General features: G+C 71.2%; 14 protein-coding genes. 7 read left to right on the top strand and 7 right to left on the bottom strand.

Annotated elements, in window-relative coordinates; genetic code table 11:
• Positions 1–156: 156 nt before the first annotated feature.
• Positions 157–897 carry an MIP/aquaporin family protein gene (locus tag FB471_RS22435; RefSeq protein WP_142000371.1) on the top strand — a complete coding sequence of 247 codons (741 nt, stop codon included), beginning with the start codon at positions 157–159 and terminating at the stop codon, positions 895–897.
• A gap of 26 nt (positions 898–923) precedes the next feature.
• Positions 924–2435 carry a glycerol kinase GlpK gene (gene glpK / locus FB471_RS22430; protein ID WP_142000370.1) on the top strand — a complete coding sequence of 504 codons (1512 nt, stop codon included), beginning with the start codon at positions 924–926 and terminating at the stop codon, positions 2433–2435.
• 21 nt (positions 2436–2456) lie between these two features.
• Here the strand turns inward: glpK and FB471_RS22425 are convergent, their stop codons facing one another.
• Positions 2457–3860: an NAD(P)H-quinone dehydrogenase gene (locus FB471_RS22425; protein ID WP_142000369.1), complete on the bottom strand. Its 1404-nt coding sequence runs from the start codon at positions 3858–3860 to the stop codon at positions 2457–2459.
• 135 nt (positions 3861–3995) lie between these two features.
• Between FB471_RS22425 and FB471_RS22420 the strand changes: the two genes are divergently transcribed.
• Positions 3996–4448, top strand: coding sequence for a gamma-glutamylcyclotransferase (locus FB471_RS22420; protein WP_211358099.1), 453 nt, complete (start codon positions 3996–3998; stop codon positions 4446–4448).
• Positions 4449–4532: 84 nt separating this feature from the next.
• Here FB471_RS22420 and FB471_RS22415 read toward each other — a convergent pair whose 3' ends face one another.
• The 6 genes from FB471_RS22415 to FB471_RS22390 all read right to left on the bottom strand — a co-directional run bounded on the left by FB471_RS22415 (position 4533) and on the right by FB471_RS22390 (position 12555).
• Positions 4533–5438: an endonuclease domain-containing protein gene (locus tag FB471_RS22415; RefSeq protein ID WP_142000368.1), complete on the bottom strand. Its 906-nt coding sequence runs from the start codon at positions 5436–5438 to the stop codon at positions 4533–4535.
• A 153-nt stretch (positions 5439–5591) separates the two neighbouring features.
• Positions 5592–6887 carry an amidohydrolase gene (locus tag FB471_RS22410; RefSeq protein ID WP_142000367.1) on the bottom strand — a complete coding sequence of 432 codons (1296 nt, stop codon included), beginning with the start codon at positions 6885–6887 and terminating at the stop codon, positions 5592–5594.
• Between the two features lie 245 nt (positions 6888–7132).
• Positions 7133–7462: a hypothetical protein gene (locus FB471_RS22405; RefSeq protein ID WP_142000366.1), complete on the bottom strand. Its 330-nt coding sequence runs from the start codon at positions 7460–7462 to the stop codon at positions 7133–7135.
• A 5-nt stretch (positions 7463–7467) separates the two neighbouring features.
• On the bottom strand, positions 7468–8463 hold the full coding sequence (gene meaB / locus FB471_RS22400) for a methylmalonyl Co-A mutase-associated GTPase MeaB (protein ID WP_142000365.1): 996 nt from the start codon (positions 8461–8463) through the stop codon (positions 7468–7470).
• 10 nt (positions 8464–8473) lie between these two features.
• Positions 8474–10639 (bottom strand): methylmalonyl-CoA mutase, encoded by a 2166-nt coding sequence (gene scpA / locus FB471_RS22395; protein ID WP_142000364.1) that lies wholly within the window; start codon positions 10637–10639, stop codon positions 8474–8476.
• Positions 10636–12555 carry a methylmalonyl-CoA mutase family protein gene (locus tag FB471_RS22390; protein WP_142000363.1) on the bottom strand — a complete coding sequence of 640 codons (1920 nt, stop codon included), beginning with the start codon at positions 12553–12555 and terminating at the stop codon, positions 10636–10638. Before FB471_RS22390 ends, scpA begins: the two co-directional genes overlap by 4 nt.
• 254 nt (positions 12556–12809) lie before the next feature.
• Between FB471_RS22390 and FB471_RS22385 the strand changes: the two genes are divergently transcribed.
• The 4 genes from FB471_RS22385 to FB471_RS22370 all read left to right on the top strand — a co-directional run bounded on the left by FB471_RS22385 (position 12810) and on the right by FB471_RS22370 (position 19295).
• Positions 12810–14474 carry a serine/threonine-protein kinase gene (locus tag FB471_RS22385; protein ID WP_211358257.1) on the top strand — a complete coding sequence of 555 codons (1665 nt, stop codon included), beginning with the start codon at positions 12810–12812 and terminating at the stop codon, positions 14472–14474.
• Between the two features lie 275 nt (positions 14475–14749).
• Positions 14750–16417, top strand: a complete 1668-nt coding sequence (locus FB471_RS22380; protein ID WP_142000361.1) for a substrate-binding domain-containing protein — start codon at positions 14750–14752, stop codon at positions 16415–16417.
• A 17-nt stretch (positions 16418–16434) separates the two neighbouring features.
• Positions 16435–17241 (top strand): purine-nucleoside phosphorylase, encoded by an 807-nt coding sequence (locus FB471_RS22375; protein WP_142000360.1) that lies wholly within the window; start codon positions 16435–16437, stop codon positions 17239–17241.
• A gap of 425 nt (positions 17242–17666) precedes the next feature.
• The gene (locus tag FB471_RS22370; protein WP_246076740.1) at positions 17667–19295 is read left to right on the top strand and encodes a phospho-sugar mutase; all 1629 of its coding nucleotides are present in this window, start codon (positions 17667–17669) and stop codon (positions 19293–19295) included.
• Positions 19296–19332: the final 37 nt, after the last annotated feature.

Genomic DNA, 19332 nt, shown 5'->3' with positions numbered 1-19332 from the left:
GGTGAAAGAATTCGATCTCGCCCGATTGCTGCGGTTGGCTCCTGGAATGATCGTCGGCAACCCAGTAGCGTGCGAAGATCGTGGGTCGGCAGCGGCGCCGGCACGGCGCACCGCGGCCGACCCTGCACTGACCCGGTCCAGTGTGGAGGGCTACGAATGAGTGCGGGTTCGATCTTCGTCTGGGAACTGCTGGGGACCGCCACGCTGGTCCTGCTCGGTACGGGTGTCGTCGCGAACAACGTGTTGCGCAAGACCAACGGCACCGGCACCGGCTTCCTGTTCGTCACCATCGGGTGGGGGTTCGCGGTCTTCACCGGCGCGAGCATCGCGGCGCCGAGCGGGGCGCACATCAACCCGGCCGTCACCCTCGGGCTGGCCATCGCCGAGAAGACCGCGTGGGCCGATGTGCCGATCTACTTCGCGGGCCAACTGGTCGGTGGTGTGCTCGGCGCCGTGCTGTGCTGGGCGACCTACAAGCTGCAATTCGACCAGCATCCCGAGCCGGAGGGCACGCTGGGGATCTTCTCCACCGTCCCGCAGATCCGGAACACGACCTGGAACCTGGTCACCGAGATCATCGGTACCTTCGTGCTGGTGGCGTGGATCCTGCTCACCCCGACCTTCGAGCACGGCCCGAACGGGGTCCCGCAGTTCGGCAACGCCGCGCTCGGCTACGCCGGGGTGGCCTTCGTCGTGCTGGTGATCGGCACCTCGCTCGGCGGCCCGACCGGCTACGCCATCAACCCGGCCCGCGACCTCGGCCCGCGCATCGCCTACGCGCTGCTGCCCATCCGGGGCAAGGGCGGCGCGGACTGGGGATACTCCTGGATCCCGGTGGCAGGCCCGCTGGCCGGTGGCGCGCTGGCCGCACTGCTGTACCTGGTCCTGCCCACCTGATCCACGCCAACTCACGAGGAGCGCACATGACTTCGTACGTCGCCGCGATCGACCAGGGCACCACCTCGACCCGCACGATGATCTTCGACCACTCCGGCCGGGTGGTCGCGGTCGACCAGCGCGAGCACGAGCAGATCTTCCCGCAGGCGGGTTGGGTCGAGCACGACGCCGAGGAGATCTGGTCCAACACCAGGACCGTGGCCGCGGGCGCGCTGGCCAAGGCGGACATGGAGCCCAGCTCGATCACCGCGGTCGGCATCACCAACCAGCGGGAGACCACGCTGGTGTGGGACCGCAGGACCGGCAAGCCGGTGTACAACGCGATCGTCTGGCAGGACACCAGGACCGACCGGATCGTGACCGAGCTCGGGGCGCTCGGCGGCGGTCAGGAGCGTTACCGCGCGAAGACCGGGCTGCCGCTGGCCACCTACTTCTCCGGGCCGAAGATCAAGTGGATCCTGGACAATGTGGACGGTGTCAGGGAACGGGCCGAGGCGGGTGACCTGCTCTTCGGCAATATGGACACCTGGGTGTTGTGGAACATGACCGGCGGCCCGGACGGCGGGGTGCACGTCACCGACCCCACCAACGCCTCCCGGACCCTGCTGATGGACCTGGACACCCTGTCCTGGGACCCGGACATCGCCGCGGATATGGGCATTCCGCTTTCCATGCTGCCGGAGATCCGGTCCTCATCGGAGGAGTACGGCAAGGTCAGGGCACGTGGCGCGTTCGCCGGGGTGCCGATCGCCGGCATCCTCGGCGACCAGCAGGCGGCCACCTTCGGGCAGGCCTGCCTCTCCCCCGGCGAGGCGAAGAACACCTACGGCACCGGCAACTTCGTGCTGCTGAACACCGGTACGGAGAAGGTGCTCTCGGAGAACGGGTTGCTCACCACGGTCTGCTACAAGATCGGGTCGAGCCGCACGGTCTACGCGCTGGAGGGCTCGATCGCGGTCACCGGCTCGCTGGTGCAGTGGCTGCGGGACAACCTGGGCCTGATCGGCTCGGCACCGGAGATCGAGCGGCACGCCAAGACCGTCGAGGACAACGGCGGCGCCTACTTCGTGCCCGCGTTCTCCGGGCTGTTCGCCCCGTACTGGCGCTCGGACGCGCGCGGGGCGATCGTCGGGCTCACCCGGTTCGTGAACAAGGGCCACCTCTGCCGGGCGGTGCTGGAGGCCACCGCGTTCCAGACCCGCGAGGTGATCGACGCGATGGACGCCGACTCCGGCGTGCCGCTGAAGTCGCTCAAGGTGGACGGCGGCATGGTGGTGAACGAGCTCCTCATGCAGTTCCAGGCGGACATCCTCGGCGTGCCGGTGATCCGGCCGGTGGTGAACGAGACCACCGCGCTCGGCGCCGCCTACGCCGCCGGGCTCGCCGTCGGCTTCTGGGGCGGTGAGGAGGACATCCGCAGCAACTGGGCCAAGGACCGGCAGTGGGACCCTTCGATGGACGACATGCGCAGGGCGCGGGAGTACCGCAACTGGAAGAAGGCCGTCACCAAGACCTTCGACTGGGTCGACGAGGAGTGATCCGGGTACGGTCGGCCGGGCTCAGTCCAGGTCGTCGTGCCGCATGAGCTGCCTGCCGGCCTCGGTGATCGAGCCGGAAAGCGAGGGGTAGACCGAGAAGGTCAGCGCCAGGTGCTCGACGGTGAGCTGGTTCTGCACGGCCAGCGCGATCGGCAGGATCAGCTCGCTCGCGGTGGGCGCGGCGACCACGCCACCGACCACCACGCCGGTGGCCGGGCGGCAGAACAGCTTGACGAAGCCGTGCCGGAGCCCTTCCATCTTCGCGCGGGCGTTGGTGGCCAGCGGGAGCATGATCGTCCGGGCCGGCACCTCGCCGGTGTCGATCGCCTGCTGGCTGATGCCGACGGTGGCGATTTCCGGATGGGTGAACACGTTCGCCGCCACGGTCTTCAGCTTGATCGGCGCCACCCCCTGGCCGAGGGCGTGCCACATGGCGATCCGGCCCTGCATGCTGGCCACCGAGGCGAGCATCATCACGCCGGTGCAGTCCCCGGCCGCGTACACCCCGGGCGCGCTGGTCCGGGACACCCGGTCGACCGAGATGAACCCGCCGGGGCCGGGCTCGATGCCGAGCCTTTCCAGCCCGATGTCCGAGGTGTTCGGGACCGAGCCGACGGTCATCAGGGCGTGGCTGGCCTCGATCACCCTGCCGTCGGTGAGGTGGACCGCGACCCCCTTCTCGGTGCGCTCCACCCGGTCGGCGCGGGCGTGCTTGGCCACGGTCGTACCCCGCTGGCTGAAGACCTCCTCCAGCACGGCCGCGGCGTCGGCGTCCTCGTGCGGCAGCACCCGGTCCCGGCTGGAGACCACGGTGACCTTGACGCCCATCTCGGTGTAGGCGGAGGCGAACTCGGCGCCGGTGACGCCGGAACCGATCACCACCAGGTGTTCTGGCAGCTCGGGCAGGTCGTAGAGCTGGCGCCAGTCCAGGATCCGGTCCCCGTCCGGCACCGCGCCGGGCAGCACCCGCGGGGTGGCGCCGGTGGCGATGAGCACCACGTCCGCGTCCAGGATCTCCTCCTCGCCGGACATCGTGATGACCGCGAGCTGGTGGGCGGCCAGCCCCGGCTCGGCGTCGCAGAAGCGGGCCGTCCCGGCGAGCACCCTGACCCCCTCGCGCTGCACCCGCGCCCGGATGTCCGCCGACTGGGCGAGGGCGAGGCCCTTGACCCTGCCGTGCACGGTGTGCAGGTCGATGTGCGTCTTCGCGAGATCGGTGACGATGCCGAGCTCGCTGAGCCCGTGCATCCCGGCGCGCGCCCCGGAGGAGGCGATGAAGGTCTTGGAGGGGACACAGTCGTAGAGCACGCAGGCGCCGCCGAGGCCGTCCCGCTCCACCACGGTGACGTCGGCCCCGTGCTGCGCGGCGACCAGTGCTGCCTCGTAACCCGCAGGCCCACCGCCCATGATCACGATTCTGGTCACGTCGACGCTCCTCCTCCGCACGGCTGCCTCATCCACGGTACGCGGGCCGGATCGGGGCCGGCCCGGCGGTCGGTTGACTCCAGACACACCCGGATGCGTCCAAACAGGTGATGAGATGGTCGCTAGGCTGTGGCCGTGCCTTTGTATGCCGCGTACGGGTCCAACATGGAACCCGCCCAGATGATGGAGCGAGCCCCGCACTCGCCGATGGCGGGCACCGGCTGGCTGGAAGGCTGGCGGCTGACCTTCGGGGGCGAGGATCTGGGCTGGGAAGGTGCCCTGGCCACGATCGTGGAGGACCCCGATTCCCGGGTGTTCGTGGTGCTCTACGACGTGATCCCGCTCGACGAGAGCCTGCTGGACAGCTGGGAGGGCGGCGAGCTGGGTATGCACAACAAGATCCGGCTGCGGGTGCAGACGATGGACGGCTCCGTGCTGGCCTGGCTGTACGTGCTGCACGCCTACGAGGGCGGCCTCCCCTCCGCCAGGTACCTCGGCGTCCTCGCCGACGCCGCCGAAGCCGCGGGCGCCCCGGCCGACTACGTGGACGCCCTGCGTACCCGCCCCTGCCAGGGCATCGGCCCCTAACCTCCCCACCGTGTTTGCCCCTCACGTAACCGTGTTTGCTCCCCATGTAGGCGAGTTTGCTGGTCGCGTAGGCGAGTTTGCTGGTCAGGCGGATATCGGATGGCCACGACGCTCGAACGCCCGACGCAACCGCTCGATCAGCGGTCCGGGATCGGTCAGATCACCCTTGCGGACCCGAATCATCAGCCAGCCGCGCTCGGCCATTCGCCGGTCCCGCTCGGCGTCGTACTCCGCTCGCTCCTCGTGTGCCTCGTATCCGTCGTACTCCAGCCCGATGCGCAGATCCGGCCAGGCCAGATCCAGCACGTACAGCAGCCGTCCGCTCAAGGTCCGGATCTCGTACTGCGGCTCCGGCCACGGGAACCCCGCGTCGATGACCGTCAGGCGCAACCGGCTTTCCCAGGGTGATTCGGCCTTGTTCGTGCCCGTGAAGAGCAGCGCCTGCGCGATCCGGATACCCCGATTCGAGTCTCTGACGGTCAGACGCTGGTCGACCTCGGCTCGAAACTCGCCGATCTCGTGTTCGGGCAAACCGGCCAAGGCTTGGTCGAGGCAGGCGAGCGCGAGCCATCGAGGTGGTACGCACAGCAGTTCGGTGATCGTCGCCGCCAGCGACAGCACCGGCAGCTCGTGCCGGTAGACGACATCCTCGGTGGCAAACCGGTCATGATGCACGATCAGGCCGTCCTTCGACCGTACCCAGTTCGAATACGGCACCGTCACGTGCACGTCAAGAGACTCGGCAGCGGTACAGCCGTGGATCCACGCGGCCGTGTTCCGGGAGAGGACCGCACCTTGACCTGCGGCGAGCAACCCGGCGGTGGCCCGCGAGATTCGGTCGAGGGAGAGGTCGGCCCGCATGATCACACCACGCCAGGGTTGGACCAGTGCTCCCTCGTCAAGGGCGGTCCGCAACGCGGCTTCGCCCAGGACACCGGCGACATCGGCACGAGCCGCGACGCCGTGTAGAGATCCGGCTACTGTTGGCATGGCCCCAGAGTGCGCCAACAGATCCTGTTCGCACGCGCCTGTCCACAAATCTGTGGACAACTCATGCCACTGTGGATAACTCCGCCCGCCCGTGGGCAGCAAACTCGCCTACGTGGGCGGCCAACACGGTTACGTGGGCGGCAAACACGGGTGTCAGCAGAGTGCGGCCAGAGCGGTGTGGACCATGACCCGGGTGCCGACCAGGAGGGCGCGTTCGTCCAGTTCGAAGGTGGGCTGGTGCAGGTCGCGCTGGGCGCCTTCACCGGGCCACACGCCGAGGCGGGCGAACGCGCCGGGGACGTGCTCCAGGTACCAGCCGAAGTCCTCGCCACCGGAGGACTGCTCGGTGCCGGTCAGGGAGTCCTCGCCGAGGGCGGCCTCGGCGCCGGCACGCAACAGGTACGTGCTGTCCGGGTCGCAGACCACGGGGGGCACGCCACGGCGGTAGTCCAGCTCGAAGCCGACCCCGGTGGGGGCGAGCAGGGATTCCACTGCGCCGGCGACCAGCGGCTCCAGCTCCGACCACACGGCGTGGTCGGCGGTACGCAGGGTGCCGAGCAGCTTCCCGTCCTGCGGCACCGCGTTCGGCGCCTCCCCCGCGTGCACCGCACCCCAGACCAGCACCGTGCCGGACCGCGGGTCCACCCGGCGGGACAGCACCGAGGGCAGCGAGGTGATCACGGTGCCAAGCGCGTGCACGAGGTCGGCGGTCAGGTGCGGGCGGGAGGTGTGCCCGCCCGGCGAGGTCAGCCGCAACTCGATCAGGTCGGCGGCCGAGGTGAGCGCGCCCACCCGGGTACCGATCCTGCCGACCGGCAGTCGCGGGTCGCAGTGCAACCCGAAGATCCGGTCCACGCCCTCCAGCGCGCCCGCGGTGATCGCGTCCAGCGCGCCGCCCGGCATGACCTCCTCGGCGGGCTGGAAGATCAGCCGCACCCGGCCCGGCAGCTCCGGCGCCGTGGCCAGCGCCCGCGCGGTGGCCAGCAGGATCGCGGTGTGCGCGTCATGCCCGCAGGCGTGCGCGGCACCGTGCACGGTCGAGGCGAACGGCAGACCGGTGGCCTCGGTGAGCGGCAGCGCGTCCAGGTCGGCGCGCAGCGCGACACAGATGGGTCCGCTGCCGATATCGCAGATCACCCCGGTGCCGCCGGGCAGCACCGACGGCCGCAGGCCGACCGACCGCAGCAGGCCGACGATCATCTCGGTGGTCGCGTACTCCCTGCGGGACAGCTCCGGGTTGGCGTGGATCCGCCGGCGCCAGGAGACCAGGTCGGCGGCATTGGCCCGGAGCCACTCGTCCAGCCAGAAGGGCCCACGCCCCGCACCGAGGTCCGGTACGGGTGCCACGCTCACGCCCGCGTCAGTAATCAACGCGCCGTGATCGGTGACCCCAGCTTGCCGCTTGTCGCGTTCGCCCGGCCGTTCCCGACGCGAGTCGAGCACAGTCACGCTGTACCCCCGTTCCACGCCGTACCCCCATTCGCGAACCACGCCACGATTGCAGCAGCCGAGATCACGACTGCCGGAACGTTCGTTCGCTGAGTGATCGGTGTCCTACGTATCTGCCACCAGTGTTGCACCATCCAGGTGACATCTGGGAGCCCCAGTCCAGACTACGAGACAGCCGGTAGTTGATCTGCGTTGAACGGCGGGGACGAGTTCGGCCTAGCTGTACCCAAGCAGTAGCTCATCGACTACTTACCGCTCTGCTTCTTGTTCCGCGCCCGGCGGCCCAGCACCACGATCACCAGCAGCAACGCGGCGATCACCCCAACGATGATCTTGCTCTTGCTCTGGTCAGCCTCGGCCTCGGTGGTCGGGTCCAGCGTCGGGCCGTCCCCGGGACCGGTGGTCTCCTGCACGAGCACCGGTCCGGCCGCCGCGGTGAGCGGTTCGACCGGCGAGACGGACACAGCAGACACAGCGGGCCCACCGGAAGCGGCGGAAGCGGATACGCCAGTGGCCAGCACGGCGAGGAGAGCGGTGAGCACCGCTACGCAGGCGGCGAACATACGGGGGCGCATGCGCACTAGTGTGCCGGGTCGAGGCCGAAGGCGCCGAGGATTCGTTCGGCGGCGAGTGTCGCGGTCAGCTCGCCGGCGCGCACGGCCCGCTCGACCTCCGGCACCACCGACCGTACCCGCGAGTCCGCGGCCAGCCTGCCGAGCAGTTGCTCCCGCACCATGGACCAGGTCCATTCCACCTGCTGGCTACTGCGTTTCGCGGCGAGCTTCCCGGAGGCGGCGAGCACCTCGTTGTGCCGCCGGATCTGCTGCCACACCGTGTCCAGCCCGTTTCCGGTCAGCGCGCTACAGGTCAGCACGGGCGGGGTCCACTCGGTGTCCGGCCCGTAGATCATCCGCAGCGCGCCGGACAGCTCCCGCGCCGCCCGCTTGGCCTCCCGCTCGTGCTCGCCGTCGGCCTTGTTCACCGCGATCACGTCGGCCAGCTCGAGCACGCCCTTCTTGATGCCCTGCAGCTGGTCGCCGGTGCGCGCGAGGGTGAGGAACAGGAAGCAGTCGACCATGTTCGCCACGGTGACCTCGGACTGCCCGACACCGACCGTCTCCACCAGCACGATGTCGTAGCCCGCGGCCTCCATCAGCACGATGGTCTCCCTGGTCGCGCGGGCCACCCCGCCCAGCGTGCCGGAGGTCGGCGAGGGCCGGATGAACGCTCCGGCATCCACCGCGAGCCGGCCCATCCGGGTCTTGTCGCCGAGGATGCTGCCGCCGGTACGGGTGGAGGAGGGGTCCACGGCCAGCACCGCCACCCGGTGTCCGGACCCGGTGAGGGTCGTGCCCAGCTCGTCGATAAATGTCGACTTACCGACACCGGGTACGCCGGTGATCCCCACCCGGTGCGCACCCCCGGAGTGCGGCAGCAGCTCGACCAGCAACTCCTGCGCCCGCGCGCGGTGCTCCGGCCGGCTGGACTCCACCAGGGTGATCGACCGGGACAGCATGCCCCGGTCCCCCGCGAGCACGCCCTTGGCGTACTCGCCGACGTCGATCCGCCGCGCCACCCCAGGCCCCCTAGTCGCGCGCGTCGAGCTGGTCGAGCAGGCCGATCGCGGCGTCCGCGATCACCGTCCCCGGCCCGAAGATGGCCGCGGCACCCGCCTCGCGCAGGTCCTCGTAGTCGCCAGGCGGGATGACCCCGCCGACCACGACCATGATGTCCGGCCTGCCGAGCTCGGCCAGCTCGGCACGCAGCGCGGGCACGAGCGAAAGGTGCCCCGCCGCCAGCGAGGACGCCCCGACGATGTGCACATCCGCCTCCACCGCCTGGCGCGCGACCTCGGCCGGGGTGGAGAACAGCGGGCCGACGTCCACATCGAAGCCGAGGTCGGCGAAGGCCGTGGCGATCACCTTCTGCCCGCGGTCGTGCCCGTCCTGGCCCATCTTGGCCACCAGGATCCGCGGGCGGCGCCCCTCGGTCTCGGCGAACTCCTCGACCCGTTCCCGCACCCGATCCACATTCGCGGACTTACCGACCTCGTCCCGGTACACCCCGGAGATGGTACGAATCTGCCCGGAGTGCCTGCCCCAGATCCGCTCCAGCGCGTCGGAGATCTCCCCCACGGTCGCCTTCGCCCTGGCCGCGTCGATGGCCAGCGCCAGCAGGTTGCCGTCGGACTCGGCCCCCGCGGTGAGCGCGCGCAGCGCGTCCTGGGTGGCCGTCTCGTCCCGCTCCTCGCGCAGCCTGCGCAGTTTCTCCACCTGCTGGGCACGCACCTCGGCGTTGTCCACCTTGAGGACCTCGACCTCTTCCTCCTGCCCGGTGACCTGGTACTTGTTCACCCCGATCACCGGCTGGCGGCCGGAGTCGATCCGCGCCTGGGTCCGCGCGGCGGCCTCCTCGATGCGCATCTTCGGGATGCCGGCGTCGATGGCCCGCGCCATCCCGCCCGCCGACTCGACCTCGGAGATGTTCGCCCAGGCCTTGCGGGCGAGGTCGTAGGTGAGTCGCTCGACGAACGCGCTGCCGCCCCAGGGATCGATCACCCGGGTGGTGCCGGACTCCTGCTGCAGCAACAGTTGCGTGTTGCGCGCGATCCGCGCGGAGAAGTCGGTCGGCAGCGCCAGCGCCTCGTCCAGCGCGTTGGTGTGCAAGGACTGGGTGTGTCCCTGGGTCGCGGCCATGGCCTCCACGCAGGTGCGGGTGACGTTGTTGTAGACGTCCTGCGCGGTCAGCGACCAGCCGGAGGTCTGGCAGTGTGTGCGCAGCGAGAGCGATTTGCTGGACTTCGGCTCGAACTGGTTCACCAGCTTGGCCCACAGCAGGCGGGCCGCCCGCAGCTTGGCGACCTCCATGAAGAAGTTCATCCCGATGGCCCAGAAGAACGACAGCCGCGGGGCGAAGGAGTCGATGTCCAGCCCGCCCTCCAGCCCGGCCCGGATGTACTCGACGCCGTCGGCCAGCGTGTAGGCCAGCTCCAGATCGGCGGTCGCCCCCGCCTCCTGCATGTGGTAGCCGGAGATGGAGATCGAGTTGAACCGTGGCATCCGCCGCGAGGTGTAGGAGAAGATGTCCGAGATGATCCGCATCGAGGGCTGCGGCGGGTAGATGTAGGTGTTGCGGACCATGAACTCCTTGAGGATGTCGTTCTGAATGGTCCCGGCGAGTTGCTCCGGCTCGACGCCCTGCTCCTCCGCGGCCACCACGTACAGCGCCATCACCGGCAACACGGCGCCGTTCATGGTCATCGACACGCTCATCCTGTCCAGCGGGATGCCGTCGAAGAGCTGCCGCATGTCATAGATCGAGTCGATCGCGACACCGGCCATCCCGACATCACCGGACACTCGCGGGTGGTCGGAGTCGTAACCGCGGTGGGTGGCGAGGTCGAAGGCCACCGAGAGACCCTTCTGCCCGGCCGCGAGGTTACGCCGGTAGAAGGCGTTGGACTCCGCGGCGGTGGAGAAACCCGCGTACTGCCGCACGGTCCACGGCTGGTTGACGTACATCGTCGGGTACGGGCCGCGCAGGAAGGGCGCTATCCCGGGATAGGTACCCAAAAAGTCCACATCGGACAGATCTTCGGCGGTGTACACCGGTTTGATCCCGATGCCCTCCGGGGTCTCCCAGGCCAGCGCGTCCGGGCCCTTGCCGATACTGGCGTGCAGTGCCTCGGCCCATTCGGCCGGGCCGCCCTGCTCCGGGGTGCCGAGCTCGACATCGGCGAAGTTCGGGATCATCGGGCCACTCCCAGCGTGTCCAGCAAGCCGGTCAGGATCTCCAGCGCGGGGCAGCCGGTGTAGACGTAACCGGTCACCCCGCGGTAGTCGGCCGGTTTCCCGGCCAGCAGCACCGCTTCGGCACCGGCCTCGGCCAGCGCGGCGGCAACCTCGGTGGCCTGCTCGGCGTAGCTGGAGTCGTTGCCGCACAAGCAGGCCACCCTGGCGCCGCTGGCGGTGAAGGCGTCGACGAGCTCCGCGGTGCTCCCGGTGGCACCCGGGTCGACCGGTTCGATCCCACCCGCCTGGAACAGGTTCGTGGCGAAGCTGGCGCGCGCGGTGTGCGCGGCGACCGGCCCCAGGGTGGCGAGGAAGATCCGCGGCCGCGCGCCGTGCTCGGCGAGGTGGGCGTCGGAACGGTCACGCAGCCGCTCGTAGTCCTGCGCGTAGCGCACCTTCGGCAGCCCGCCGTGGTCCCGCTCGGCGGGCCGCGGGGCGCGTTCCACCGGTTTCTCCGCCAGGTTCGGGTACTCGCTGACCCCGGTGATCGGATCGGCGCGGGTGGCGATCCGCCGCGCCCTGGCCTGCCGGGTCTCCGCCAGCCGCTCCGCGAGCATGCCGGATTCCACAGTGGACTCAATACCGCCGGCCCGCTCGATCTCGGTGAACTCCCGCCACGCCACGCGCGCGAGCTCGTCGGTGAGGTTCTCCACGTACCAGGAGCCACCCGCCGGGTCGATCACCCCGGCCAGCTTGGACTCCTCGAGCAGGATCGCCTGGGTGTTGCGGGCGATCCGGCGGGAGAAGGCGTCCGGGAGGCCGATCGCGTCGTCGAAGGGCAGTACGGTCACCGCGTCGGCGCCGCCGACGCCCGCGCCGAAGCAGGCGACGCAGGTGCGCAGCATGTTCACCCACGGGTCGCGCTGGGTGAGCATGGCCGCCGAGGTCACCGCGTGCTGGCGCATCGCGCGGGCCTCGGTGCTCGCGCCGGCGACCTCGGTCACCCTGGCCCACAACCGCCGCGCCGCGCGGAACTTGGCGATGGTCAAGAACTGGTCCGCGGTGGCGGCGAGCCGGAACTCCAACCGCGCGCAGGCCGCGTCCACGCTCAGCCCCGCCGCGGTGAGCGCGCGCAGGTAGGCGACCCCCGCGGCGACCGCGGCGCCGAGCTCCTGCGCGTCCGAGCCGCCCGCCTCGTGGAAGGGCAGCCCGTCGGCGACGATGGTGCGCAGCGCGGGATGGCTGCCGGCGATCCGGGCGGCCAGCTCGGCCGCCGGCGCGACCTCCTGCCGCTCACCGGTGCGTGCCCACAGCCCGATCGGGTCGGCGCCCAGGTTGCCCGTGGCCTCGCTGGCCGGGATCTCCCGCTCGGCGAAGACCTCCAGCAGCGCCTCCGCGGCGGCCGGGTAGTCCGGTCCCGCGTCGAGCACCACCGGGGCGAGCTCCACGTAGACCCCGGCCAGCGCGTCACCGAGCGCTTCCGGCGGCAGGGCGCCCCGCCCCGTCCGCAGCCACAGCGATCCCACGCCGCCGTCCAGATCGGCCAGCGCCGCCTTGTTCGTCGCCGCCGGGTCGGGGTCGGTGTACCGCGTACGCACCTGCCATCCGGTGCTCACCGAGCCTTCCGGGCGGGCACCGCGCACGAAGGGCGGCAGACCCGGCAGCCCGGCCGGCGGGACTGTGCCCCCCGCGCCCTCCGTGTCCTCCGCGGTGTAGAGCGGCTGGATCTCGATACCGTCGTAGGTGGGTGTGGTCAGCACACTCTCCGGTGCCCCCGCGAAATCCTCCGGCAGTGCGCCGGTCCTGCGCAGCACCCCGGCGACCAGCTCCCGCCATCGCTCCCGGCTCGGGGTCTCGAACTCGGCCGCGAGGCTCAGCTCATCCGGCTGCTCGCTCCCTGGGGCGGACGACGTCGTCCCACCGGCCACTTGGGTCATACCTTTCGATGGTAAGGCCGCTGAGCCCACACGACATGTGAGGCTAATCGCGATTCACATGCTTGCGTCGACACGCTGCCGCGCGGGAGCGTGCACGCGCGCTGCGCCACAATAGGCGGGTGTCCACCTCCGAGCACGACCCAGCGGACGCGGCAGCCACCACGGAGACCCCCGGCTCGGCCGAGCCGGAACCGGGACGGGCGCGTGTCGTGGCCGGGCGGTACCGGCTGCAGTCGGTGCTGGGCTCGGGGTCGATGGGCACGGTCTGGTCCGCCTACGACGAGTTCCTGCACCGCCCGGTCGCGGTGAAGGAGGTTCGGCTGCCACCGGGGGTTCCTCCTTCCCGGGCCGCCGAGTTGCGTGAGCGCACCCTGCGCGAGGCCAGGGCGATCGCCGTGCTCTCCCACCCGAACGTCATCATCCTGCACGACGTGGCCAGGGAGAACGACGAACCGTTCGTCGTGATGGAGCTGCTGCCCGGCCCCAGCCTGGCCGCACTGCTGCGCGACCACGGCTCGCTCAGCCCGCCGCAGGCCGCGGCGGTCGCCGACGCCGTGGGTTCCGCGCTGGAGGCCGCGCACACGGCCGGCATCACGCACCGCGACGTCAAACCGGGCAACGTGCTGGTGGCGAGGGACGGACGGATCAAGCTGAACGACTTCGGCATCGCCCGCAACGTCTCCGAGGCGACCATGACCCGCACCGGGATGATGCTGGGCTCGCCCGCCTACATCGCACCGGAGGTGGCCTCCGGTGGCGCGGTGACCCCGGCCGCCGACCTCTGGGGGCTCGGCGCGACGCTGTTCGCGGCCGTGGAGGGCAGGCCACCGTACGACGCCGATGGCGACCCGCTGGAGACGGTCAACCGGGTGGTGCACGGCGAGGCGCCGCAGCCGGGTCCCGGCCCGCTCGGCCCGGTGATCCGCGGGCTGATGGCCAAGGAGCCCGGCTCCCGAATGCCGCTGCGGGAGGTACGGCGCAGGCTGTACCCCCTGCTCGCCCAGCCACGGCACACCCTGTTCGGGCCGGAGCTGTTCGCCGAGAGCTCGGCGAACACGGCGCCGGACCGCGGGGACACCACGGCCACCCAGGTGATCAGCGCCCCGGCGCTGCCCGAGCCGCCCAAACCGGAAGCGGGGCAAGCCGGAGCGGGCGGCGCGCCCGCGGGCGGCGGTGAGCTCGCGGCCGACCCCGGCCCGTTGCCCTTCGAGTCGCCGAGCCACCCGGTGAGCCAGGAGCCGGTCGGCGCGCGCCCGCGCGGGCCGCTACCCGGCGTGGCCGTCACGGTGGTCGCGGTGCTGCTGTTCCTGGCCGCCGCGTTCGGCGGTTTCGTGCTGACCAGGGTGGTCGCCGCCCAGCCGCTCGGACCGCCGCAGCGAACGGATGCCGGCCCGACCGCCCCGCCGCTGCGCGAGCTCGCCCCGCGCCGGGGCGACGCGACCAACCTGCGCGGGGCGCGCGGCGGGCTGTTCTCCGTCCAGGTGCCGGAGGACTGGACGAAGTTCGTCAGCGGGGAGACCGGCGGTGGGCTGCCCCCGCGCACCCTCGTGCAGTTCGTCTCCTCCGACGGCACCCAGTCCTTCGACGTGGAACGGTTCGACAGCGAGCCCCTGCTGTCCCCCGACGTCTACTGGAACGCGCTGGGCAAGCTCTGGGGCGGCAACCTCCGGCAGGTGGAGTACGCCCCGCTCACCGACGGCAGGCGGGGTCTGCTGCTGAGTTACCGCACGGTGGAGTCCAGCCCGGTGCGCCCCGGCGAACAATCGGAACGGCCGTTGAACCGGACCACCTTCGCGCACGTGTTCCAGGCGCAGGACAGCCTGTGGGTGGTCGGGCTCACAGTGCCGACGGACCAGGAGGAAACCGCACGCACCCGGCTCTTCGACCGGATCATGCCCACCTTCCAGATCATCGAGTGAGCGCGGAGACACGGCTCTCAGCGCTCGGTTGGCAACGCGCGGCACGATCGGCTCGGCGGGGCCGGCGACCGTGGGCTCGAACATCTCCGCCGTGGCTGGGGCGCCCCGCCTCGCCGCTCGTGGGCTCCGCCGAACGCGCGTTCTTCCACTCGCCACCGCGGCTGAGTCCCGTCCATGACGCGGCTCTCAGTAACGCCCGGACCGCCCCGCACGTTGTCCTGGTGTCACCCATTCGAGTGGCGTAAATTCGGGCGACGACCTCCGGGAGGCAGGTGGTGGGACAGCACCGGGCAGCGCACCGCAGAAGCCGGTACGGCCTGATCCTGGGGTCACTGGGAGTCACCGTTGCGGTCGTACTGGCCGGCTGGCTGGGCGTCATGCTGGTCACCGGCGGCTTCGGGGACCGCTGCGAGGGCCAGGTCACCCTCACCGTCGCCGCCGCACCCGGTATCGAGCCCGCCGTGGCCGAGTTCGCCGGTGAGCAGCCGGAGCGGCTGGAGAACCGCTGCGTGCGGGTGGATGTCCAGGCCCACGACTCCTCGACCATGGCCGCCACGCTGTCCACGCCCAACCTGGATCCCGGGGCCGCGATCTGGGTTCCCGAGTCGACCATGCAGGTGCGGCGCATCGCCGAACGCCGGGAGGGCATCCAGCCGCAGAACCCCTCGCTGGCCAGCACCCCGGTGGTGTTCGGCGTCGCCGAGGACGAGGCCGAACGGATGGGCTGGCCGGGCGCGCGCCCGGACTGGGCCGAGCTGGTCGACCCGGAGGGCGGCCAGGTCGTGGCCGGCACCACCGACCCCACCTACGATCCGGCCGCCGCGGCGGCGTTGCTCGGGATCCAGGCGGCGGTCCCGGACGCGCCGGCGGCCACCGCCGCGCTGCGCTCGCTGTCCGAGCACCGGGTCGACGACAGCCGCAAGCTGTTCGAGCACCTGCCCGATGGCGGGCTGGAACCGGCGCTGACCGCGTTTCCCACCTCCGAGCAGCAGGTGCTACGGCACAACCAGGAGCACGAGCGCGGTTCGGGGCTGTCCGTGGTGGCCAGTTACCCCGCCCAGCCGACCCCCTGGCTGGATTACCCGTTCGTGGTGCTGCCGGATGCCGACGAGTCGCAGCGCAGGGCTGCCGACCGGCTGCTGAGCAGGCTGCGCGAGCCCGCGTTCGAGGAGGCGCTCGGCAGGCAGGGCCTGCGGACCACGGACGGCAGGCTGACCGGTTCCCGCGATGCCGACAACCGGATCGACGCCTCGCCCCGTGCCCCGAGCCCGCAGCCGAGCAGGGACGAGGCGAGCGCGGCACTGGAGCGGTGGGCGGCCGTGGACGCCAGCGGGCGGGTGCTCAACGTGATCGACGTCTCCGGATCGATGGCCACCGAGGTGCCGGGGACCGGCCGGACCCGGATGCAGGTCACCATCGAGGCGGCCAAGCGGGGCGTAGGGCTGTTCAAACCGAGTACCGAGTACACCCTGTGGGAGTTCTCGACCAAGCTCGAAGGGGACAAGGACTACCGCCAGGTGGTGCCGTGGAAACCGATGAGCAAGCACGCCGAGGACGGCCTGACCACCGGGCTCGACTCGCTGCTCAGCGCGCCGCAGGGTGCCACCGGGCTGTACGACACCACGCTGGCCGCGTACCGGGAGGCAACCGGGTCGTGGAAGCCCGGCCGCACCAACGTGGTGATCATCATGACCGACGGCAGGAACGAGGACGACGGCATCACCAGGGAGCGGCTGCTGACCGAGTTGCGGCAGCTGAGCTCGGCGCAACGACCGCTGCCGATCGTGTTCATCGGCCTCGGCACCGACGTCGACCCGGCGGAACTGAACGACATCGCCAAGGCCACCGGCGGGTTCGTCTCGCTGGCCCCGCAGGTCACCGACATCGAGCAGATCTTCTTCTCCACCCTGAGCAAGCTGCGCTGCCCGACCGGCGACTGCTGAGCGGCTACCCTGCGCTGGTGACTGAGAACGTTGATCAACCGGCGGAGCCGGCAGGCGCGGCGGCGTCCGCGCTGGCCGAGCGCACCGGTTTCGCGAAGCACGATGTCGCGGTGGTACTCGGCTCGGGTTGGCGCCCAGCCGCGGAGGTGATCGGCGAGCCGGACGCCGAAGTCCCGCTGGGCGAGCTTCCCGGCTTCGAGACGCCCAGCGCGGTGGGGCACGGCGGTACCGTGCGCTCGGTTCGGGTCGGGGACAAGCGAGCGCTGGTCCTGCTCGGGCGCACCCACCTCTACGAGGGCAAGGGCGTGGCCCCGGTGGTGCACGGCGTGCGCACCGCGGCGGCCTGCGGGGTACGGACCGTGCTGCTGACCAACGCGGCAGGCGGGCTGCGCGAGGGACTCCAGGTGGGCCAACCGGTACTCGTCGCCGACCACCTGAACATGACCGCCACCTCACCGATCACCGGCGCGCGGTTCGTCGACCTGGTGGACGCGTACTCGACCAGGCTGCGGGCGCTGGCGAAGGAGATCGACCCTTCCCTCGCCGAGGGGGTGTACGCGGGCCTGCCCGGCCCGCATTTCGAGACGCCTGCCGAGATCCGGATGCTGCGCACGCTGGGCGCCGACCTGGTCGGCATGTCCACCGTGCTGGAGACGATCGCGGCGCGCGCCGAGGGTGTCGAGGTGTTCGGCCTGTCCCTGGTGACCAACCTGGCCGCGGGCATCACCGGGGAACCGCTCGACCACGAGGAGGTGCTCGAGGCGGGCAGGGCCGCCGCCGAGCGGATGGGCACCCTGCTGCGCGAACTGGTCGCGCGTTCCTGAGTTCGTGCCGGCCCGCGACCGCGGGCCGGCACCCGGTTCACTGCCTGACCGGTTTGACCGGCGGAATCGGATCGTCCGAAGTGATCGGCACGTCGGTGACCTCGGGGGTCAACCGGATGCCGCTGCCGGGGAACAGCTTCTGCTTCATCGCGACCTCTCGAACAAAGATGCGTGTTGGCTGGCGACGGGCGCATCGCAGGGTGAGTGAGTGTTCGCCTCGACGTTGGGGCTACCTACTCGTCGGTAGGGATCAACATCTCGAACTTCCACGTCGTGAACAATCGCCCGTTCGGGTACCGAAACGATCACCAGGAGCGACCGCGGCCGGTTTTGTCACCTCCGGCAGGGTGCCGCCGGGACAAAACCGTGTGCCGGAACGAAACCCCGGCATCCGTAGGCTGACCATCGTGACCGCACCCGCGAGGCTGACCCCCGACCTGCGCGACCGGACCTTCCGCTGGATCGCCGACGATGTGGACGAGACGGCACGCGCGGAACTGCAGGGCGTGCTCGCCCGTGCGATGGGTGGCGAGGCCGCCGCCGTCGCCGAGCTCGCCGACCGGATGTCCGGCCCGCTGGAGTTCGGCACGGCCGGGCTGCGCGGGCCCGTGCGGGCGGGACCGAACGGGATGAACACGGCCGTGGTCGTGCGCACCACCGCCGGAGTCGCCTCCTGGTTGGCGAGGCAGGGGCACGCGGGCGGGGTCGTGGTGCTCGGCAGGGACGCCCGGCACGGTTCGGCGGCCTTCGCCGCGGCCGCCGCCGAGGTGCTCGCCGCGGCCGGATTCGTGGTACGCACCCTGCCCGCGCCGATCCCGACCCCGGTGCTGGCGTTCGCGGTCGGTCACCTCGGCGCGGTGGCGGGGATCCAGCTCACCGCGTCGCACAACCCGCCCGCGGACAACGGGTACAAGCTCTACGACCACACCGGAGTGCAGATCGTGCCGCCCGCGGACGGCGAGATCGAGGCCGAGATCGCGGCCGCACCCGGTGCGCGGAACGTGCCCAGGGCGCGGGGCGCCACCGAGGCCGCGGAGGTGCCGGAGGCCTACCTCGACCGGGTGGCCGAATTGCCTGCCGGGCAGGCGCGGGAGCTGCGGGTCGTCGCGACCGCGCTGCACGGCGTCGGTGCCGAGACACTGCGGCTGGCCATGCTGCGCGCCGGTTTCGCCGCCCCGGTTCCGGTGGCCCCGCAGGCCGAACCGGATCCGGACTTCCCCACCGTGCCCTTCCCGAACCCGGAGGAGCCGGGGGCGACCGACCTGCTGCTCGAGCTCGCCGAGCGGGAGGGCGCCGACCTGGCGATCGCGCTGGACCCGGACGCCGACCGGTGCGCGCTCGGCGTGCGGGAAAGGGACTCCTGGCGGATGCTGCGCGGCGACGAGGCAGGGGTGCTGCTCGGCGAGCACGTACTGTCCACGGTGGACAACCCCGACCCGCTGGTGGCGACGACGATCGTGTCCTCGTCCATGCTGGCCCGCGTCGCCGAGGCGCACGGCGCCCGGTACGCCGAGACGCTCACCGGGTTCAAGTGGCTCGCCCGGGCGGGCGAGGGCCTGGTGTTCGCCTACGAGGAGGCGCTCGGCCTGTGCGTGAACCCGCGGTTCGTGCGGGACAAGGACGGGATCGCGGCCGCCGTACTGGCCTGCGATCTGGCGGCGACCCTGCGGACGCGCGGCCGCACCCTGCTGGACGCACTGGACGAGCTCGCCGTGCGGCACGGGGTGCACCGCACCGACCAGATCGCGCTGCGGGTGACCGAGCTCAGCCGGATCGGCGAGCTGATGGCCACGCTGCGGGCCGCCCCGCCGACCGCGCTGGCCGGTGCCGAGGTGCGGACCGAGGACCTGCTACCCGAGGCCGACGTGCTGCGCCTGCGCGGCCCCGGCCTGCGCGTGGTGATCCGCCCCTCCGGCACCGAACCGAAGCTGAAGGCCTACCTCGAGGTGACCGAACCCGTTCCGGACGCGAGCGGGCTCCCCGCCGCCCGAACCCGCGCCGAGGACCGGCTCACCCACCTGCGCACCGACATCGAGTCCCTGCTCACCCCCTGAGCCCGGCGTGTTTGCTCCCCACGTGCGCGTGTTTGCC

Source organism: Amycolatopsis cihanbeyliensis, assembly GCF_006715045.1.
Lineage (GTDB): Bacteria > Actinomycetota > Actinomycetes > Mycobacteriales > Pseudonocardiaceae > Amycolatopsis > Amycolatopsis cihanbeyliensis.
This window is presented reverse-complemented; position numbering and strand designations above follow the sequence as displayed.

Bases quoted from the DNA above. Each gene is read 5' to 3' on its own strand.
- FB471_RS22435 (WP_142000371.1), top strand. From the start codon at position 157: ATGAGTGCGGGTTCGATCTTCGTCTGGGAACTGCTGGGGACCGCCACG.
- glpK (WP_142000370.1), top strand. From the start codon at position 924: ATGACTTCGTACGTCGCCGCGATCGACCAGGGCACCACCTCGACCCGC.
- FB471_RS22415 (WP_142000368.1), bottom strand. From the start codon at position 5,438: ATGCCAACAGTAGCCGGATCTCTACACGGCGTCGCGGCTCGTGCCGAT.
- FB471_RS22405 (WP_142000366.1), bottom strand. From the start codon at position 7,462: ATGCGCCCCCGTATGTTCGCCGCCTGCGTAGCGGTGCTCACCGCTCTC.
- scpA (WP_142000364.1), bottom strand. From the start codon at position 10,639: ATGATCCCGAACTTCGCCGATGTCGAGCTCGGCACCCCGGAGCAGGGC.
- FB471_RS22390 (WP_142000363.1), bottom strand. From the start codon at position 12,555: ATGACCCAAGTGGCCGGTGGGACGACGTCGTCCGCCCCAGGGAGCGAG.
- FB471_RS22385 (WP_211358257.1), top strand. From the start codon at position 12,810: ATGGGCACGGTCTGGTCCGCCTACGACGAGTTCCTGCACCGCCCGGTC.